The organism is Lysobacter sp. Soil_N_51, assembly GCF_057655755.1.
Window position 1 is genome coordinate 313,008 of sequence record NZ_JBDGLR010000006.1, and the last position, 16,058, is coordinate 329,065.

Annotated in this window: 19 protein-coding genes; 8 read left to right on the forward strand and 11 right to left on the reverse strand. The window is 67.5% G+C overall.

What is annotated here, in order from left to right; all coding sequences use genetic code 11:
• Positions 1-10: 10 nt before the first annotated feature.
• The 3 genes from hemE to AC3A4T_RS13210 all read right to left on the reverse strand — a co-directional run bounded on the left by hemE (position 11) and on the right by AC3A4T_RS13210 (position 2,741).
• Positions 11-1,087: a uroporphyrinogen decarboxylase gene (hemE, locus tag AC3A4T_RS13200; protein WP_487675805.1), complete on the reverse strand. Its 1,077-nt coding sequence runs from the start codon at positions 1,085-1,087 to the stop codon at positions 11-13.
• 307 nt (positions 1,088-1,394) lie between these two features.
• Entirely contained in the window at positions 1,395-1,649 is a 255-nt protein-coding gene (locus AC3A4T_RS13205) for a WGR domain-containing protein (RefSeq protein ID WP_036109104.1), read from the reverse strand.
• A 126-nt stretch (positions 1,650-1,775) separates the two neighbouring features.
• Positions 1,776-2,741 (reverse strand): GlxA family transcriptional regulator, encoded by a 966-nt coding sequence (locus AC3A4T_RS13210; RefSeq protein WP_487675806.1) that lies wholly within the window; start codon positions 2,739-2,741, stop codon positions 1,776-1,778.
• A gap of 102 nt (positions 2,742-2,843) precedes the next feature.
• Here AC3A4T_RS13210 and AC3A4T_RS13215 point away from each other — a divergent pair, with 102 nt between their 5' ends.
• Positions 2,844-3,485 carry a cysteine hydrolase family protein gene (locus tag AC3A4T_RS13215; protein ID WP_487675807.1) on the forward strand — a complete coding sequence of 214 codons (642 nt, stop codon included), beginning with the start codon at positions 2,844-2,846 and terminating at the stop codon, positions 3,483-3,485.
• Between the two features lie 108 nt (positions 3,486-3,593).
• Here the strand turns inward: AC3A4T_RS13215 and aroB are convergent, their stop codons facing one another.
• Together aroB and AC3A4T_RS13225 are read right to left on the reverse strand one after the other, a co-directional pair.
• Complete coding sequence (gene aroB / locus AC3A4T_RS13220; protein ID WP_487675808.1) at positions 3,594-4,700, reverse strand: 3-dehydroquinate synthase; 1,107 nt, start codon at positions 4,698-4,700, stop codon at positions 3,594-3,596.
• Positions 4,697-5,266, reverse strand: a complete 570-nt coding sequence (locus AC3A4T_RS13225) for a shikimate kinase (RefSeq protein WP_487675809.1) — start codon at positions 5,264-5,266, stop codon at positions 4,697-4,699. The genes aroB and AC3A4T_RS13225 overlap by 4 nt, the downstream gene beginning before the upstream one ends.
• A gap of 144 nt (positions 5,267-5,410) precedes the next feature.
• Here AC3A4T_RS13225 and AC3A4T_RS13230 point away from each other — a divergent pair, with 144 nt between their 5' ends.
• Entirely contained in the window at positions 5,411-5,614 is a 204-nt protein-coding gene (locus tag AC3A4T_RS13230) for a dodecin family protein (RefSeq protein WP_036109095.1), read from the forward strand.
• Between the two features lie 379 nt (positions 5,615-5,993).
• On the opposite strand, the gene AC3A4T_RS13235 is transcribed toward AC3A4T_RS13230, so the two are convergent.
• Positions 5,994-6,833, reverse strand: a complete 840-nt coding sequence (locus AC3A4T_RS13235; protein WP_487675810.1) for a kinase — start codon at positions 6,831-6,833, stop codon at positions 5,994-5,996.
• 17 nt (positions 6,834-6,850) lie between these two features.
• Between AC3A4T_RS13235 and pdxH the strand changes: the two genes are divergently transcribed.
• Together pdxH and aac(6') are read left to right on the forward strand one after the other, a co-directional pair.
• Entirely contained in the window at positions 6,851-7,456 is a 606-nt protein-coding gene (pdxH, locus tag AC3A4T_RS13240; RefSeq protein ID WP_487675811.1) for a pyridoxamine 5'-phosphate oxidase, read from the forward strand.
• The gene (gene aac(6') / locus AC3A4T_RS13245) at positions 7,453-7,920 is read left to right on the forward strand and encodes an aminoglycoside 6'-N-acetyltransferase (RefSeq protein WP_487675812.1); all 468 of its coding nucleotides are present in this window, start codon (positions 7,453-7,455) and stop codon (positions 7,918-7,920) included. Before pdxH ends, aac(6') begins: the two co-directional genes overlap by 4 nt.
• A gap of 16 nt (positions 7,921-7,936) precedes the next feature.
• Here the strand turns inward: aac(6') and AC3A4T_RS13250 are convergent, their stop codons facing one another.
• On the reverse strand, positions 7,937-8,362 hold the full coding sequence (locus AC3A4T_RS13250) for a GNAT family N-acetyltransferase (protein ID WP_487675813.1): 426 nt from the start codon (positions 8,360-8,362) through the stop codon (positions 7,937-7,939).
• Between the two features lie 394 nt (positions 8,363-8,756).
• Entirely contained in the window at positions 8,757-9,554 is a 798-nt protein-coding gene (locus tag AC3A4T_RS13255; protein ID WP_487675814.1) for an ABC transporter substrate-binding protein, read from the reverse strand.
• Positions 9,555-9,831: 277 nt separating this feature from the next.
• Here AC3A4T_RS13255 and AC3A4T_RS13260 point away from each other — a divergent pair, with 277 nt between their 5' ends.
• On the forward strand, positions 9,832-10,776 hold the full coding sequence (locus AC3A4T_RS13260; RefSeq protein ID WP_487675815.1) for a lipase family alpha/beta hydrolase: 945 nt from the start codon (positions 9,832-9,834) through the stop codon (positions 10,774-10,776).
• Between the two features lie 3 nt (positions 10,777-10,779).
• Positions 10,780-11,808 carry a lipase secretion chaperone gene (locus AC3A4T_RS13265; protein WP_487675816.1) on the forward strand — a complete coding sequence of 343 codons (1,029 nt, stop codon included), beginning with the start codon at positions 10,780-10,782 and terminating at the stop codon, positions 11,806-11,808.
• Positions 11,809-11,988: 180 nt separating this feature from the next.
• Here the strand turns inward: AC3A4T_RS13265 and AC3A4T_RS13270 are convergent, their stop codons facing one another.
• Together AC3A4T_RS13270 and proC are read right to left on the reverse strand one after the other, a co-directional pair.
• The gene (locus AC3A4T_RS13270) at positions 11,989-12,462 is read right to left on the reverse strand and encodes a DUF4426 domain-containing protein (protein WP_487675817.1); all 474 of its coding nucleotides are present in this window, start codon (positions 12,460-12,462) and stop codon (positions 11,989-11,991) included.
• Complete coding sequence (gene proC, locus AC3A4T_RS13275; RefSeq protein ID WP_487675818.1) at positions 12,459-13,295, reverse strand: pyrroline-5-carboxylate reductase; 837 nt, start codon at positions 13,293-13,295, stop codon at positions 12,459-12,461. Before proC ends, AC3A4T_RS13270 begins: the two co-directional genes overlap by 4 nt.
• Before the next feature lie 354 nt (positions 13,296-13,649).
• Here proC and AC3A4T_RS13280 point away from each other — a divergent pair, with 354 nt between their 5' ends.
• On the forward strand, positions 13,650-14,048 hold the full coding sequence (locus tag AC3A4T_RS13280; RefSeq protein ID WP_487675819.1) for a hypothetical protein: 399 nt from the start codon (positions 13,650-13,652) through the stop codon (positions 14,046-14,048).
• Between the two features lie 51 nt (positions 14,049-14,099).
• Here the strand turns inward: AC3A4T_RS13280 and AC3A4T_RS13285 are convergent, their stop codons facing one another.
• Positions 14,100-14,801, reverse strand: coding sequence for a YggS family pyridoxal phosphate-dependent enzyme (locus tag AC3A4T_RS13285; RefSeq protein WP_487675820.1), 702 nt, complete (start codon positions 14,799-14,801; stop codon positions 14,100-14,102).
• A 175-nt stretch (positions 14,802-14,976) separates the two neighbouring features.
• Between AC3A4T_RS13285 and AC3A4T_RS13290 the strand changes: the two genes are divergently transcribed.
• Complete coding sequence (locus AC3A4T_RS13290; protein WP_036109068.1) at positions 14,977-16,014, forward strand: type IV pilus twitching motility protein PilT; 1,038 nt, start codon at positions 14,977-14,979, stop codon at positions 16,012-16,014.
• Positions 16,015-16,058 lie beyond the last annotated feature (44 nt).

Genomic DNA, 16,058 nt, shown 5'->3' on the forward strand with positions numbered 1-16,058 from the left:
CGCGCCGGACTCAGCGCGCGCTCAACTCGTGCACCGCCTGCACCAGCACGCCGACGTGGTCGGGATTCATGTCCGGCGACATGCCGTGGCCGAGGTTGAACACGTGGCCTTCGCGCGAACCGGCATTGCCGTCGCGGTAATCGTCCAGGGCGATGCGCACTTCGTTGCGGATCGCCTCGGGCGTGGCGTACAGGGTGACCGGATCGAGATTGCCCTGCAGCGCGACGCGCGCGTCGATGCGGCGCGCGGCTTCGCCCAGGCCAATGGTCCAGTCCACGCCGACCGCTTCGGCGCCGCTGGTCGCGAGTTCTTCCAGGTAGGGATCGTTGCCCTTGCCGAACAGGATCAGCGGCGCGCGATCCTCGGCGTCGCCGCGCGGCAGTTCGGCGGCGATGCGCTGCAGGTAGCGCAGCGAGAACTCGCGGTACATCGCCGGCGACAGCACGCCGCCCCAGGTGTCGAACACCTGCAACGCCTGCGCGCCGGCGAGGTGCTGGGCCTTGAGGTATTCGATCACCGCGTCGGTGACCACGCTCAGCAGCTGGTGCATCGCCGCCGGATCGTTGAGCGCGAGCGACTTGACCTTGGAATAGTTGTCGCTGCCGCCGCCTTCGATCATGTAGCAGGCCAAAGTCCACGGGCTGCCGGAGAAACCGATCAGCGGCACCGAGTTATTGAGTTCGCGGCGGATCGTGCGCACCGCGTCCATCACGTAGCGCAGTTCGGTTTCCATGTCCGGCACGGCGAGCTTGGCGATGTCGTCGGCGCTGCGGATCGGGCGTTCGAACTTCGGGCCTTCGCCGTCGGCGAAGTACAGGCCCAGGCCCATCGCGTCGGGCACGGTGAGGATGTCGGAGAACAGGATCGCCGCGTCGAGCGGAAACCGGCGCAGCGGCTGCAGGGTGACTTCGCAGGCCAGCTCCGGGTTCTTGGCCAGATTGAGGAAGCTGCCGGCCTGGGCGCGGGTGGCGCGGTACTCCGGCAGGTAGCGGCCGGCTTGGCGCATCAGCCACACCGGGGTGCGGTCGACGGGTTGGCGGCGCAGCGCGCGCAGGAAGCGATCGTTGGTGGGGGCTTGGCTGGTCATGTGGGGTCGGGCTGGCCGGTTGTTCGTAAGGATGTGAGGTGGGTGCGGGGGCGCTTGGAGAGCAAGAGCAAATCCCCCTGGCCCCCGTTTTACAAAGGGGGGAACCCGGTAGGTGGGTATAGCGGTGCGCGTGGCTTCGCGGGTGTGTGCGACTGCGTTACCGCAGCGACCGCGGCGCGGTACGAATCAATCCGAAGCGGCGCGACTGCAACAACCGCGTTCCACCCAGAAGGATTCCCCCCTTTGCAAAAGGGGGGGCAGGGGGGATTTGCTTTTCCCGCCCGACCGATTCGACCCCACACCCCAGTCATCGCGGCGCTTCAGCGCCCTGACTGAACATCAACTGGAACCCGCGCTTGAGCTGCTGGTCGCGCGCCTGCTCCAGCGCCTTCAAGGCGCCGTCGTGATCGAGGAACACCTCGCGCCGGACCGTGCTGCGACCGCCGATCTGGCCGGTCTCGCGCACCAGGGTCCAGCCGCCGAGCAAGTCGGGCTGAAGCATCAGTTGCACGAAGCGCGGGGCTTCGCGGCCGTCGGGCCGTTGTTGAAGGAGTAGGCGCACCGGCCGATTGTAGCGGCTGCGGGGCGGCATCCGGGTGGGCAGGGTGTCGCGGTCCCCGCGTGGCTGCGTTGCAGCCATGGCGCTGTCGGCCGCGGTGAGACTGAGACAACCCCGCGCCGCCGGCCCTCACACCCCGCGAAAACCCCGCCGGTAGGCCGACGGCGAAGTCCCCAACCGCGCCGCGAAATGCTGGCGTAGCGAGGCCGCGGTGCCGAAACCGGTCTGCGCGGCGATCGCGTCCAGCCCGTGCTCGCTGGTTTCCAGCATCCGCTGCGCGCGCGCCAGACGCTGCCCGGCCAGCCATTCGCCGACGGTGGTGCCGGTGGCGTCGCGAAAATGCCGGGTGAAGCTGCGCCGGCTCATCAGCGCGCGTTGCGCCAGCGCATCCAGGCTGTGGGCTTGATCCAGATGCGCCAGCGCCCAGGCCAGCACCGCGGCCAAGCGGTCGTCCTGGGCCGAGGCCGGCAGCGGTTGCTCGATGTATTGCGCCTGCCCGCCCTGGCGATGCGGCGCGACCACCAGCCGGCGCGCGACCCGGTTGGCGATCTCGGCGCCGTGCCGGCGCCGCAACAGGTGCAGGCAGCAGTCAAGCGCGGCGGCGGTGCCGGCCGAGGTGGTGATGCGGCCATCGTCGACATACAGCACGTCGCGTTGCAGTTCGACCCGCGGATAGCGCGCGGCGAAGTGTTCGCTCCAGCCCCAGTGAGTGGTCGCGCGGCGGCCGTCGAGCAGGCCGGCCTCGGCCAGCACATACGCGCCCAGGCATAGACCGACGATATGCGCGCCGCGCTCGTGCGCGCGCCGCAGCGCCTTCAGCAAGGTCTCGGGCGGACGCTCCTCGCCGTCGCGCCACGACGGCACGATCACCGTATCGGCCCAGTCCAGCGACTTGAGTCCATGCCGGGTGGCGATGTCGAAACCGGCGTGGGTGCGCAGCGGCGCCGGTTCGGCCGCGCACACGCGCAAGTCGAAACGCGGCAGGTCGCCCTCGCCGCGGTTTTCGAACACCAGGCAAGGCACGGACAGGTGGAACGGGCTGATCCGGTCGAAGGCGACCACGGCCAGGCGACTCATCGCGATCTCGGTATTCATGGCCCGATTCTATCGAATATTGTCGTTCGGGCCACTATCGGCTCGGCCGGCGCGAGCGAACAATGAGCGCCACTTCCTTCCCTTCCTTTCTGGAGCACGGCCATGAGCATCGAAACCCGCAAGCGCGCCCTCGTCGTCATCGACGTACAGAACGACTACTTCGCCGACGGCCTGCCGATCGAATACCCGCCGGTCGAACGCACCCTGCCCAACATCGGCCGGGCGATGGACGCCGCGCGCGCCGCCGGCGTCCCGGTGGTGGTGGTGCAGAACACCGCGCCGGCCGGAACGCCGGTGTTCGACAAGGCCTTGCCGGGTTGGCAGCTCAACGACGTCGTCGCGGGCCGTCCGCGCGATCACTACATCGAAAAAAATCTGCCCAGCGTGTTCGCCGGCACCGACTTCCAGGACTGGCTGCAGGCCCGCGGCATCGACACGATCAGCGTGATCGGCTACATGACCCACAACTGCGACGCCTCGACCGTGTTCGAAGCCGCGCATCTTGGCTATCACGTCGAATTCCTGCACGACGCCTCGGGTTCGCTGTCGTACGAAAACAGCGCCGGCTTCGTCAGCGCCGAGGAGATCCACCGGGTGTTTTCGGTGGTGTTCCAAAGCCGCTTCGCCGCGGTGGCGAGCACGGACGAATGGATCGATGCGGTACGAAGCGGCGCGAGCCTGCAGGTCGATAATCCGTATGCGTCGAATCAGCGGGCTCGCGCGCGCAAAAAGATCGCGGCCTGATTTGGTGGGTTGTTCGATGGGTTGAGTGAAACGATGAAGCCTCGCGCAAGCGAGGCTTCATGGTTATCTGTGGATAGAAGGCGACAGCGGCGCCGAAGCGATGGCTTTTCAGTTCTGCGCCAAAACGCCCAACACCGCCTCATCCGCCACCCCCGACACGATCCGCGCCGCGCCGGCGGCATCCCACAGGATGAAGCGCAAACCGGCCGCGTCGGCCTTCTTGTCCAGGCGCATGCGCGCGAGCAGCGCCTGCGGATCGAGCCCGGCCGGAATCGCGGTCGGCAGGCCCAGGCGTTCGAGCAGGCGTTGCAGACGATCGGCATCGGCCGAACCGGCGCGACCCAGCGCGGTCGACAATCGCGCCGCCAGCACCATGCCGACCGCGACCGCTTCGCCGTGATTCAAGCCATCGCCGGTAGTGCCGGCATAGCCTTGCTCGGTTTCGATCGCATGGCCGAAGGTGTGGCCGAAATTGAGCATGGCGCGGTCGCCGCGTTCGAACGGATCGCGCGCGACCACCTCGGCCTTGTAGCCGCAACTGCGCGCGATCGCCTCGGCCAGCGCCTCGTCGTCGCGCGCCAGCAGCGCGTCGGCCTGCTGTTCCAGCCAGACCAGGAAACTCGCGTCGAAGATCGCGCCGTACTTGACCACTTCGGCCAGGCCCGCGCGCAGTTCGCGCTCGGGCAGGCTGCGCAGCGCGGCGGTGTCGGCGATCACCGCGCGCGGCGGATGGAAGGCGCCGACCAGGTTCTTGCCGGACGGCAGGTCGACCGCGGTCTTGCCGCCGACCGAGGAATCGACCATCGCCAGCAAGGTGGTCGGCAATTGCACGCAGTCGATGCCGCGCATCCAGCAGGCCGCGGCGAACCCGGCCAGATCGCCGACCACGCCGCCGCCGAGCGCGATCACGGTCGCGTCGCGGGTCGCGCCCAACTCGGCCAGCGCGTGCAGGCATTCGCCGAAACGGGCCAGGGTCTTTTCGTGTTCGCCCGAGGGGATCACGAAGCTCGCCACGCTCAACTGCGGCTTGGTCGCGTTCAAGGCCTGTCGCACACGATCGAGATAAAGCGGCGCGACGTTGCGATCGCTGACGATCAACGCATGCCGCCCGCGCAGCGGTTTGGCCAGGCGCGCGCCGTCGTCGAGCAGGCCGGGGGCGATCTCGATGCTGTAGCTGTTGTCGCCTGCGACTTCGACCTTGCGGACCGCGCTCATGGATTGACCTCGGAAACGGATGGGGACGGCGGCGCGGCGACGCGCTGCCAATGACGATCTAGCGCGAGCGCGAGCTGGGTCGCGGCTTCGGCCGCGGTCATCGCGGCGGTGTCGAAACGCAGGTCGGCGACTTCGGCATAGAACGGCGCGCGCGCCTGGGCCAGATCGCGCAGCACCTGTTCGCGGTCGCCGCGCGCGAGCAACGGCCGGCTGCGATCGGCGGCGAGCCGTTCGAGCTGCTGTTCGACGCTGACCTGCAACTGCACCACGAACCCGCGTTCGCGCAGCAGCCGGCGGTTGTCGGCGGCGAGCACCGCGCCGCCGCCGGTGGCCAGCAGCAGACCGTCGGTTTGCAGCAGTTCGGCGAGCACCGCGCTTTCGCGCGCGCGAAACCCGGCCTCGCCCTCGTGTTCGAAGATCGCGGTCACGCTGGCGCCGGTGCGTTGCTCGATTTCGCGGTCGGCGTCGGCCAGGCGCAGGCCGTAGCGCTCGGCCAGGCGCTTGCCGATGCAGGTTTTGCCGGCGCCCATGGGGCCGACTAGGATCAGATTGCTCGCCGGATTCATGCCGCGATTGTAGGCCAGCCCGGCCCGCGCTTGCGTGGCCTTAACGCGGACCGGCCTAGGCTCTGCGTTCCGTCGCCGCCCCGCGCGCGCGGCGGCCGCGTCGACTCAATCGTTTCATCCATAACCGTTTCCAGGAGAAAGCCCATGTCGGTCGCCAAGGTCATCGAACTCAACAGTTCCTCCACGCTCGGCATCGAGGACGCGGTCAAGACCGGCCTGGCCAAGTGCGCCGAATCGGTCAAGGACATCCAGGGCGCCTGGGTCAACGACATCAAGGTCGTCACCGATGCCGCCGGCAACGTGCAGGAATGGCGGGTCAACCTGAAGGTTACGTTCGTGGTGAAGTAAGCCGCGGTAACGCGAGCTGCCGCGCGGTCTTCGTGCGGATCGGCCTTCGGGTCGGAACGATGACCCCGGGGTCCCGCAACGCGGGGCGTCGGGGTTTTGTTTTTGCTCGTCATTGCCGCGAACGCGGGCTCCGCTTTACTTCGGCGAAGCCGAATATCCAGGGCTCTACCGAATCTGAGGCGCCATGTCTGGTCACACCGCCTTTTGCTCGTCATTCCCGCGAACGCGGGAATCCAGCGACTTGAACGTAGGTCAGGCAGACGTCGTCGTTACCGATGTAGCGCCAAAGTCACTGGATTCCCGCCTTCGCGGGAATGACGGTAGGTGGGAGCGTGGTTATTGGTTATTAAAGATCTAATTCGCCAAACCCACGCACCCATCAAACCACCCGCCGCCCCTCATCCAACCTCACCGTCCAATCCGCGATCCCCGGCAACTCAGCCAACGCCTGCCGGCTGACCCGCTCGAACAGGCTCACGAACCGTTCGACCTGCTCCCGCGTCATCGCCTGACGCTGCGGCCGTTTCGCCTGCATCGCCTGCTCCTGCTGCCAACGCCACTCGGCGACGATGCCGAACCCCGGTGGTTGCAGAAACAGCAGTCGATCCAGGCGCGACCACAACGCCGGATAGGCTTGCGCCAGCGCACGATTGCAATACGCGCGCCACGCGCCGTCGCGATCGTGCTCGCGTTCCAGCGCATTGATCGGGGCGCGCAAGGCATCCTCGTCCTGCGCCGGCGTTTTCAGAAACCAGCCCTCGAACACGGTCAGATCGACCGCGCCGACGCGGCGCCAGTGCGACGGCGACACGCGCGTATCGCGCAGCTTGTCGAAACGCGGCAAACGCGTGGGCTCGCCCGCGCGCAGGCGGTCGAGCACGTCGCAGCCCAGGCCCAGATCGTGGGTGCCCGGCGGCCCGCGCGTGGCCAGCAAGGGATGCACCGCGCGACCCAGGCGCAGGCGTTCGCCGCGGCCCAGGTAGAAGTCGTCGATCGACAGCGCCGCGATGGACAGTCCGCGCTGCCGCGCCAATGCCGCCACTTGCCGCGCCAGCGTCGATTTGCCGCTGCCCTGCACGCCGCAGATCGCGTAGATTCGCGCATCCGCCGCCAGCGCATCGTCCAGCACCGCGGCGACCAGCGCTGCATCGAAACCCGCGGTGGCGGGGCTGCTTTCGACGGACGGATGTTCGGCGGACAGATGCAGGCGCGGCGACATGGGATCACAATAGCGCAATGACCACGACCCACGACCTGCTCAACGAAGCCCTCGCCACCTTCGACACCCTGTTCGAAGAAGCCCGCGTCGCCGGCGAGCCCGACCCCACCGCGATGACCGTCGCGACCGCCTCGCTCGACGGCCGTCCGTCCGCGCGCACCGTGTTGCTCAAGGCCCACGACGCGCGCGGTTTCGTTTTCTACACCCATCTCGACGGACGCAAGGGCCGCGAATTGCAGGCCAATCCGCACGCGGCGCTGTTGTTCCACTGGCCGCGGGTGCGGCACGCGGTGCAGGTGCGGGTCGAGGGCGCGGTGGAAATCGTCGGCGACGCCGAGGCCGACGCGTATTTCGCCACCCGCGCGCGCGGCAGTCAGCTCGGCGCGTGGGCGTCGAAGCAATCGGAAACCCTGGACGGCCGCGACACCTTCGAACAACGCCTGGCCCAGGTCGAACAGCAGTTCGAAGGCCGCGAGATTCCGCGGCCGCCGCGCTGGACCGGGCTGCGCGTGCGTCCGGAAAAGATCGAATTCTGGTACGGCGCCGATTTCCGCCTGCACGAGCGCTGGCTGTACGAATCCGATCGCGCCGGCGAGTGGTCCAAGCGGATGCTGTATCCGTGAAGGCCGGTTGGAGCGTGCGTCGCGCCGAAGCGGCGGATCGGGCCGCGTGGTCGCTGCTGCGCGAAGCGCTGTGGCCGCAGGAAGACGCCTCGCGCCATGCCGACGAGATCGACGAGCTGCTGGCGCGCCTGCACAACGCGGCGGCGTTTCTCGCGCTCGACGCCGACGGCATCGCGCGCGGCTTCGCCGAAGCGACGTTGCGCGGCGATTACGTCAACGGCACCGACGGCTCGCCGGTCGGGTTTCTAGAAGGCTGGTACGTGCAGCCCGAGTTCCAGCGCGAAGGCGTCGGCCGGGCCTTGATCGAAGCGGTGGAGCGCTGGACCGTGCAATGCGGTTGCAGCGAACTGGCGTCCGACGCGTTGCTCGACAACCTCGACTCGCATCGCGCGCACGAGGCGTGCGGCCTGAGCGAAACCGAACGCGTGGTGTACTTCCGCAAGCGTCTGCGCGCCGACGGCTGACCGGCCGCCGTCGCGCTCAGCGCTCGCGCTTGTACCAGAACGCTTGATCGATGCGCGCCATGCCGGCGCGTTCGTAGAACCCCACCGCCTCGGGAACCGAGGCCAGGATCAGGCTCACGGTCGGACCGAGTTGGCGGCGGGCTTCGTCGAGCAGGCCCTTGCCGATGCCCAGGCCTTGTGCGGTCGGCGATACGGCGAGTTCGGACAGATAGCAAGACCACGAGAAGTCGGTGAAACACCGGGCCACGCCGATCAGTTCGCCGTGCGCGTGATCGCGGCGCGCGGTCACGATCAGGTTGGCGTGATCGAGCATGGTCTGCAGGCGGGCCGTGTCGTCGACCGGGCGGATCGCGCCGAGGCCGGAATCGACCAGCACGCGGCGAAAATCGGCGACCTCGATCGTGGCTTCGCGGGCGTAGACGATGGCGGGCGATGGGCTCATGCGCGGCAAGATCGCATCGGGGGTGGGGGTGCGCAATTGATGTTCGTCATGTTCGAGATTCGAGATTCGAGATTCGAGATTTGAGATTGGGAACCCGTGGCTTTTGGCTTGGGATCAAGATCAAGATCGAGATCGAGATCGGGGTTTGGTATTCGCGACTGGCTGCGAACCACGCAGCTTCCAGCCGAGCTCCGAGGTCTTTTGTGGGAGGGGCTTCAGCCCCGACGCTTTCGTCTCAGATCGCCGCATCCACTGATGAGTAGTCGGCATCATCGCGGCTGAGCGAAAAGCATAGGGGCTGAAGCCCCTCCCACAAAAGACTTCGCAGACCTTTCAGGTTTTGCAGGACTGGCGCCAGAAGCGACAGCGATTTCGGCACGCGGGGATACCGCCCTCAGCCGGCCCTTCGCTTAGCCCATCCCTCAATCACCTCGCCCAACGCATCCAGCCCCGCCGTCAGCGCCGCCGGCCCGGGCTGCAGGATGATCGGCGACTTGATCTCGTGCAGTTCGCCGTCGCGCACCGCCGGCACCTCGCTCCAGCCTTCGCGCGCGGCGACTTGCTCGGGACGGAATTTCTTGCCGCACCAACTGCCCAGGATCAGTTCGGGCGCGCGGCGCACCACGTCCAGCGGATCGGCCAGGATGCGGTCGCGCGCGAGCGACATCGCCGCGTGCTCGGGAAACACGTCGTCGCCGCCGGCGATGCCGACCAGTTCCGAGACCCAGCGGATGCCGGTGATCTGTGGCGTGTCCCATTCCTCGAAATACACCTTCGGCCGCCGCGGCAGCGCGGCGGCGCGTTCGCGCGCGAGGGCGATGCGCTGTTCCAGTTGCGCGACCAGCGCGCCGGCGCGGTCGCCCGCGCCGACCAGCGCGCCGAGCCGATGCACGTAATCGAGGATGCCCTCGACGCTGCGGTGATTGCTGATCCACACCTCGATGCCGTGCTTGATCAGCGCGCTGGCGATGTCGGCCTGGATATCGGAAAACCCGATCACGAAATCCGGGCGCAGCTTGAGGATCTCGCCGATCTTGGCGCTGGTGAACGCGCTGACCTTGGGCTTTTCCTTGCGCGCGATCGCCGGGCGCACGGTGAAGCCGCTGATGCCGACGATCCGGTCCTGCTCGCCGAGCAGGTACAGGGTTTCGGTGGGTTCCTCGGTGAGGCAGACGATGCGTTGCGGGCCCATGCGGCCTTTGCGGTGAGTAAGGAAGCGCGATTGTCGGTCAGCGCGGGATTTGGCGCGAGGTCGCGGCCTGGCTTGCGGCGCATGGCGCGACCGCGAAACCGCGCACTTTGGCTGCACTGCAGCAATTAATCCGCGAAAAGCCCGCCGCATTCACCGCAATCTCGCCCATTCATCACAATTCACCCCCGTATGGTGCGCTGCGGCGTGCCAGAACCATACCCGTTCGTACAGTCGACGCGTCAGTACCGCTGACGTCCACACACGATCGGGAGGGATCATGTCGCGACTCCGTTTAGGCCGCCTGCTCGGCGCGCCCTTGCTTTGGGCCGGCCTGTTGTTGGCCAGCGCGTTTCCGGCCGCGGCCGACGATTACACCAAGACCCGCTACCCGGTGGTGCTGGTGCATGGCTTGTTCGGTTTCGATTCGATCGCCGGGGTCTACGGCTATTGGTTCGGCATTCCGCAGGCGCTGACGTCCGGCGGCGCCAAGGTGCATGTCGCCCAGGTCACCGCGGCCCAGTCCAACGAAGTGCGCGGCGAAGAGCTGATCGATCAGCTCGAAACCCTGCAGGCGCTGCATGGCTACAGCAAGTTCAATCTGATCGGCCACAGCCAGGGCGGCCCGACCGCGCGTTACGTCGCGGCGGTGCGGCCGGATCTGGTCGCGTCGATGACCTCGATCGGTTCGCCGCATGCCGGCAGCAAGGTCGCCGATTTCGTCGGCACCGCGCTGCCCGAAGGCTCGCCCTTGCGTCCGCTGGTGGCGTCGTTCGTCAACGCCTTCGCCGATCTGATCGGATTGGTGTCGGGCAGTAACACGCCGCAGGATTCACTGGCCGCGTTGAAGGCGCTCGACAGCGCCGGCTCGGCGCGTTTCAACGCGCGCTATCCGCAAGGCAAGCCGAGCACCGCCTGCGGCGCGGGCGCGGCGAAGGTCAACGGCGTCGGTTACTACTCGATGGGCGGCACCTCGCGTTCGACCAACGTGTTCGACGGATCGGACGTGGCGATGGTCGCCGGCGGCCTGTTGTTCGGCGGCGAAGCCAACGACGGCCTGGTCGGCCGCTGCTCCTCGCATTGGGGCCAGGTGCTGCGCGACGACTACGACTGGAATCATCTCGACGAGGTCAATCAGATCGCCGGTTTGCGCGGAGTCTTCAGTTCCAGCCCGACCAGCGTCTACCGCGCTCACCTCAACCGCCTCAAGAACGCCGGTCTGTAATCGATGCGGCCCAAGGCGCTCACGATCGCGGCGGGCCTTGCGCTCGCCGCGGTCCTTTCGGCGTGGTGGTGGGGTTCGGCGCCGTGGCTGGATTCCAAGCCGCTGGTCAGCGAGACGGATGCCGGTCCGATCGGCGAGCCAAGCGAGCCAAGTGAATTTGCGCCGCACGACGAACGCACCGCGAATGCATCCGCGACCGCGCCGTCGTCCGGCGATTCGCTGCGCGATACCGAGGTCGACGGCGCGCTGCGCCTGGACGCGCGCGGCCAGCCCTTGCCCGATCGCGAACTGCGCCGCCTGTTCGATTACTTCCTGGCCCGCAGCGGCGAGCAGTCGCCCGAGGCGATCCGGTCGGCCTTGTTCGAGTATTTGCAGAGTCAATCGTCAGCGCAGGGACTGCGGCCCGAAGCATTGGCGACGGTGCTGGCCTGGTTCGATGCCTATGTCGCCCTGGAACGCGATTCGATCAGCATCGCCCAGCGCGAACCCGAGCCGGCGGCGGCGATGGCGCGGGTGCGGTCGCTGCGCCGCGAACGCCTGGGGCAGGTGCTCGCGGACAACTGGTACGCGCAGGAAGAACGCGACTACGATCGCGCCGATGCGCGGCGCAAGCTGTGGGCCGATCGCAGCCTCGACCCGGCCACGCGCGAACGCCGCCTGGCCGAACTCGGTGCCGATCTGGACCCGCAACAGCGCGAACTGCAAGCGCAGAGTGCACGACTCGACGTAGCGATGCAGCAAAGCCGCGAGTTCGAACGCAATCGCACCGATGCGGGCACGCGTTTCGCCGAGCGCGAAGCGCTGTACGGCCGCGAGGCCGCGCAACGTCTGGCCGAACTCGATCAACGCAAGGCGCGATGGAACGACCGGGTGCGCAGCTATGCCGCGCAGCGCCAGCGGGTGCTGGCCGACGTCAACCTCAGCGATGCGCAGCGCCAGCAGCGCCTGTCCGGCTTGATGCAGGGATTCGATCCGAACGAACGTCGGCGCGTGGATGCGTTGACCCGCAACGGGATGTTGCCGGGGCAGTGAGGTGGCGTTGTCGATTCGTAGACGTGGCCTGCGCCGTTGGCCCGAGGTCGTTGTCGCGGCTCACGCCGCTCCTACAGGAAGCCCATGTAGGAGCGGCGTAAGCCGCGACCGCGAAACCCCGCCCACGTCGCTGCGATGAGGGCGCGACGGCGCCTCACGTTGCCGCGCCGCAATGCAACTTCAGAAGAAATCCCGATTGAACTTCAACAAATGCCGCTTTCCATCCTCACCGACCACCGTCACCTCGAAGCGCAGCGTATCCGGCGGCGACACCGTCGCCACGCCGACGTAATCCAATAGCTCGCCATCGCGCATTTCGCGCACCGCCACGTCCTGCTTGCGCCCGAGCAGATCGCCCACGCTGATCGCGACCTTCGCCGGCAACGACACCGAGGTCGCGTCGTCGCCCTTGCGCAAAGACACCACTACCAACACGGTGCGCGCGTCGTGGGCGGCGCCGTAACGTTGGGCGATGGCCGGCGACAACTGCGCGGTCTGGATCGCGCTGGCGCGAATGCTGACATCGCCCGCGCGCACCACCTCCTCGCTGCGCGCGGCGTTGCCGTCGGGCTGCCGCGCCGAGGGTTCGCGCCCGCAGCCCGCGAGCAAGGCCAATACGCAGCCAATCAAGAAATATCGGGCGACGCGGTTCATTCGTTGGCCGCCGACAGTTCGCGTCCGCGCCGGGTCGCCGCGGCGATCGCGCTATCGACCAATTCGCGGAAACCGCCGGCTTCGAAGGTCTCGATCGCGGCCTGGGTGGTGCCGCCGGGCGAGGTCACGCGCGTGCGCAAGACTTCGGCGGGCTCCTCGCTCTGGGTCAGCATGGTCGCCGCTCCGAGCAAGGTCTGCCGCACCAGCGCGCGTGCCGCCTCGCTCGACAGGCCCTGGATCTGGCCGGCCTGCTGCATTGCTTCGGCGAGCAGAAACACATAGGCCGGGCCGCTGCCGGAGACCGCGGTCACCGCGTCCATCTGCGCTTCGTCATCGATGCGCACGGTCGGTCCGACCGCGTCGAGCAGACCGGCGGCCTGATCGAACCGTGACGCCGCGGCGGCATTGGCGTACAGGCCGGTGATGCCCACGCCAAGCAAGGCCGGCGTGTTCGGCATCGCCCGCACCACCGCGACCTCGCCGCCGAGCCAACGGTTGAGCTGGCTGGCGGTGATGCCGGCGGCGATCGAAATCGCCAGCGGACGCTGCGCGCGTGCCTGCTCAGCCAGGGATGCGCAGACTTCGCGCATCACCTGCGGCTTGACCGCCAGCAACCACACCGACGCGCCCTCGGCCGCGGCTTGCGCATTATCGAAACAGGCCACGCCGAAATCGCGCTGCAGCGCTTCGCGCAAGGCCGCGACCGGCTCGGCCACGCGGATGTCGCCCGCCGCCACGCCGCGCGCGACCAGGCCGCCGATCAGGCTGCGCGCCATATTGCCGCCGCCGATGAAAGCGACCGGGCCGATGGGAAGGGAAGAGGGTTCGGACATGAGCGACCACGCGGTTGAAGAATCCGGCTCAGGATAACAACCGCGGTGGCTGTCCGCCGTCGCTGGCTCGCGCTTGCCGCGCTGTGCGTGAGTGGGCGAATGCGGCGGTTGACCGGAGTTCGCACCGGCACGGCGTCGCACAGGCCGTACAGATCGCGCATGTCGCGCATGTCCGTCGGGTTTGTTCGATCGTCGCGCCGACGCGGACGAGTGGGGCGCCGACGACTGCCAAGGTCGGCCGAGCGCACGGTGCTAACCTGCTGGCGATCGATCGGTCACCGCCCATCCACCCAACCGTTCCAGGTCGCCGCCATCAGCATCAGCCTCTACTACGACGCGAAACGGGAGCTTCCGTTGAACGACGCCGAACAGCGGCGCCTGGATGCGATCGTCGCCGAATTCGGCAAGTCCGCCGAGATCGAGCGCTATGAAACGTCAGGCAAGGGGCTCAACTGGGAAAGCTTCACCCTTTACGGCGCGGACCGATTGCGCGACGGCAAGGTGTTGGCCGGCGCGACCAAGCTGCCCGACAACAAGGCATTCGCGGTCCACCAGGGCGCGCGCCACTGGGTCGATTGCCTCAACCGGATCCGTCGCGAGGTATTGGCCGATGCGGTCTGGAGTGTGCAGATCGACGACAAGGCGCTGTTGTGGGACGACAAGAGCGGCTGGCACGACGAAGCCTCCGACGGACTCGCCGCGTTGTGGTTGGGTTGCCTGCTGAGCGCCCCGTTGCGGTTGTTCGCTCGCTGAGCGGCGCCGCTGTCGGTATCGCCTGATTCCCGAATCCCGACTCACCTTGACTCACCCCGTCGCCCGCACCCGCGCCCCGAACAACGCCGTGCCGATCCGCACCATCGTCGCGCCCTCGGCGATCGCGATCGCATAGTCGTCGCTCATGCCCATCGACAAGGTGTCCACCGCCGCGCCGTGCTCCGCCGCGAGCGCATCGAACAGCGCCTTGGCCTTGGCGAACGCCGGCCGCCGCAGCGCCGGGTCGTCGTGCGGGGTCGGGATCACCATCAGCCCGCGCAGCCGCAGCCGCGGTTCGGCCGCGATCGCCGCCGCCAGGACCGGCACGTCCTCGGGCCGGCAGCCGTGCTTGCTGGCCTCGTCGTCGATATTGACCTGGACCAGCACGTTCAAGGGCGCCGCCTGCGGATCGCGGTGGCGGGCCAGGGCGGTCACCAGCTTGGCCCGGTCGACGGTCTGCACCCAATCGAACAGCGTCGCGGCCTGCGCCGCCTTGTTCGATTGCAGATGGCCGATCAGGTGCCACTCCAGCGCCAGACCGGCCGCGGCGGTGCCGGCGATGGCCGCGCGCTTGGCCGCGGCCTCCTGGACGTAGTTCTCACCGAATGCCGTTTGCCCTACTGACGCCAGATTCGCGACCGCTGTCTCATCTTTGGTCTTACTGACCGCAAGCAATCGAGGAACCGGCCTGCCGGCGTCATGCGCCGCGCGCTGCAACTGATGCAAGATATCGTGCAAGACGTGCTCGGGCACGTGGGGAATCCTGTGATGAAGGGGCTGGATCGGCCATGCCGTTCGGGGGCTATACTGCCTCTTGGGGGTGGTTTGGTTCCAGCTTAGAGTTGCATCTGACCACAAAGCGGCTGGGCCCAATGTGGCTGGCTTTAACGGACCCGGCTGACGGGTCCCTGCAGTGCGGGGAGCACGCATGGATATCGCCGAATTACTGGCGTTCTCGGTTAAGAACAAAGCATCCGACTTGCATCTGTCGGCGGGCCTGCCGCCGATGATCCGGGTCGACGGCGACGTGCGCCGGATCAACATTCCGGCCCTGGACCACAAACAGGTCCATGCGCTGGTCTACGACATCATGTCGGACAAGCAGCGGCGCGACTTCGAAGAATTCCTCGAGGTCGACTTCTCCTTCGAAATCCCCGGCCTGGCGCGTTTCCGCGTCAACGCCTTCAACCAGAACCGCGGCGCCGGCGCCGTGTTCCGTACCATTCCCTCCGAAGTGCTGACCCTGGAGGACCTCGGCTGCCCGCCGATCTTCCGTCAGCTGATCGAACAGCCGCAGGGCCTGATCCTGGTGACCGGGCCGACCGGCTCGGGCAAGTCGACCACGCTCGCGGCGATGATCGACCACATCAACAAGAACGAGTACGCGCACATCCTGTCGGTGGAAGACCCGATCGAATTCGTGCATACCTCGCAGAAGTGCCTGATCAACCAGCGCGAAATCCATCGCGACACCCACGGCTTCAACGAGGCGCTGCGTTCGGCGTTGCGCGAAGACCCCGACTACATCCTGGTCGGCGAGTTGCGCGATCTGGAAACCATCCGCCTGGCGCTGACCGCGGCGGAAACCGGCCACTTGGTGTTCGGCACCCTGCACACCTCCTCGGCGGCCAAGACCGTCGACCGCATCATCGACGTGTTCCCCGCCGGCGAAAAACCGATGGTGCGCTCGATGCTGTCGGAATCGCTGCGCGCGGTGATTTCGCAGGCGCTGCTCAAGAAGGTCGGCGGCGGCCGTACCGCGGCCTGGGAAATCATGGTCGGCATCCCGGCGATCCGAAACCTGATCCGCGAGGACAAGGTCGCGCAGATGTATTCGGCGATCCAGACCGGTCAGGGCTACGGCATGATGACGCTCGATCAGCATCTGCAGGATCTGGTCAAGCGCGGCATGATCCTGCGCCCGCAGGCACGCGAGTACGCGAAGGACAAGCGCCTGTTCGACTGATCGCGCGCGCCGGCGCCGCGCTGCGCGCGCCGGCTCGAGCCCTC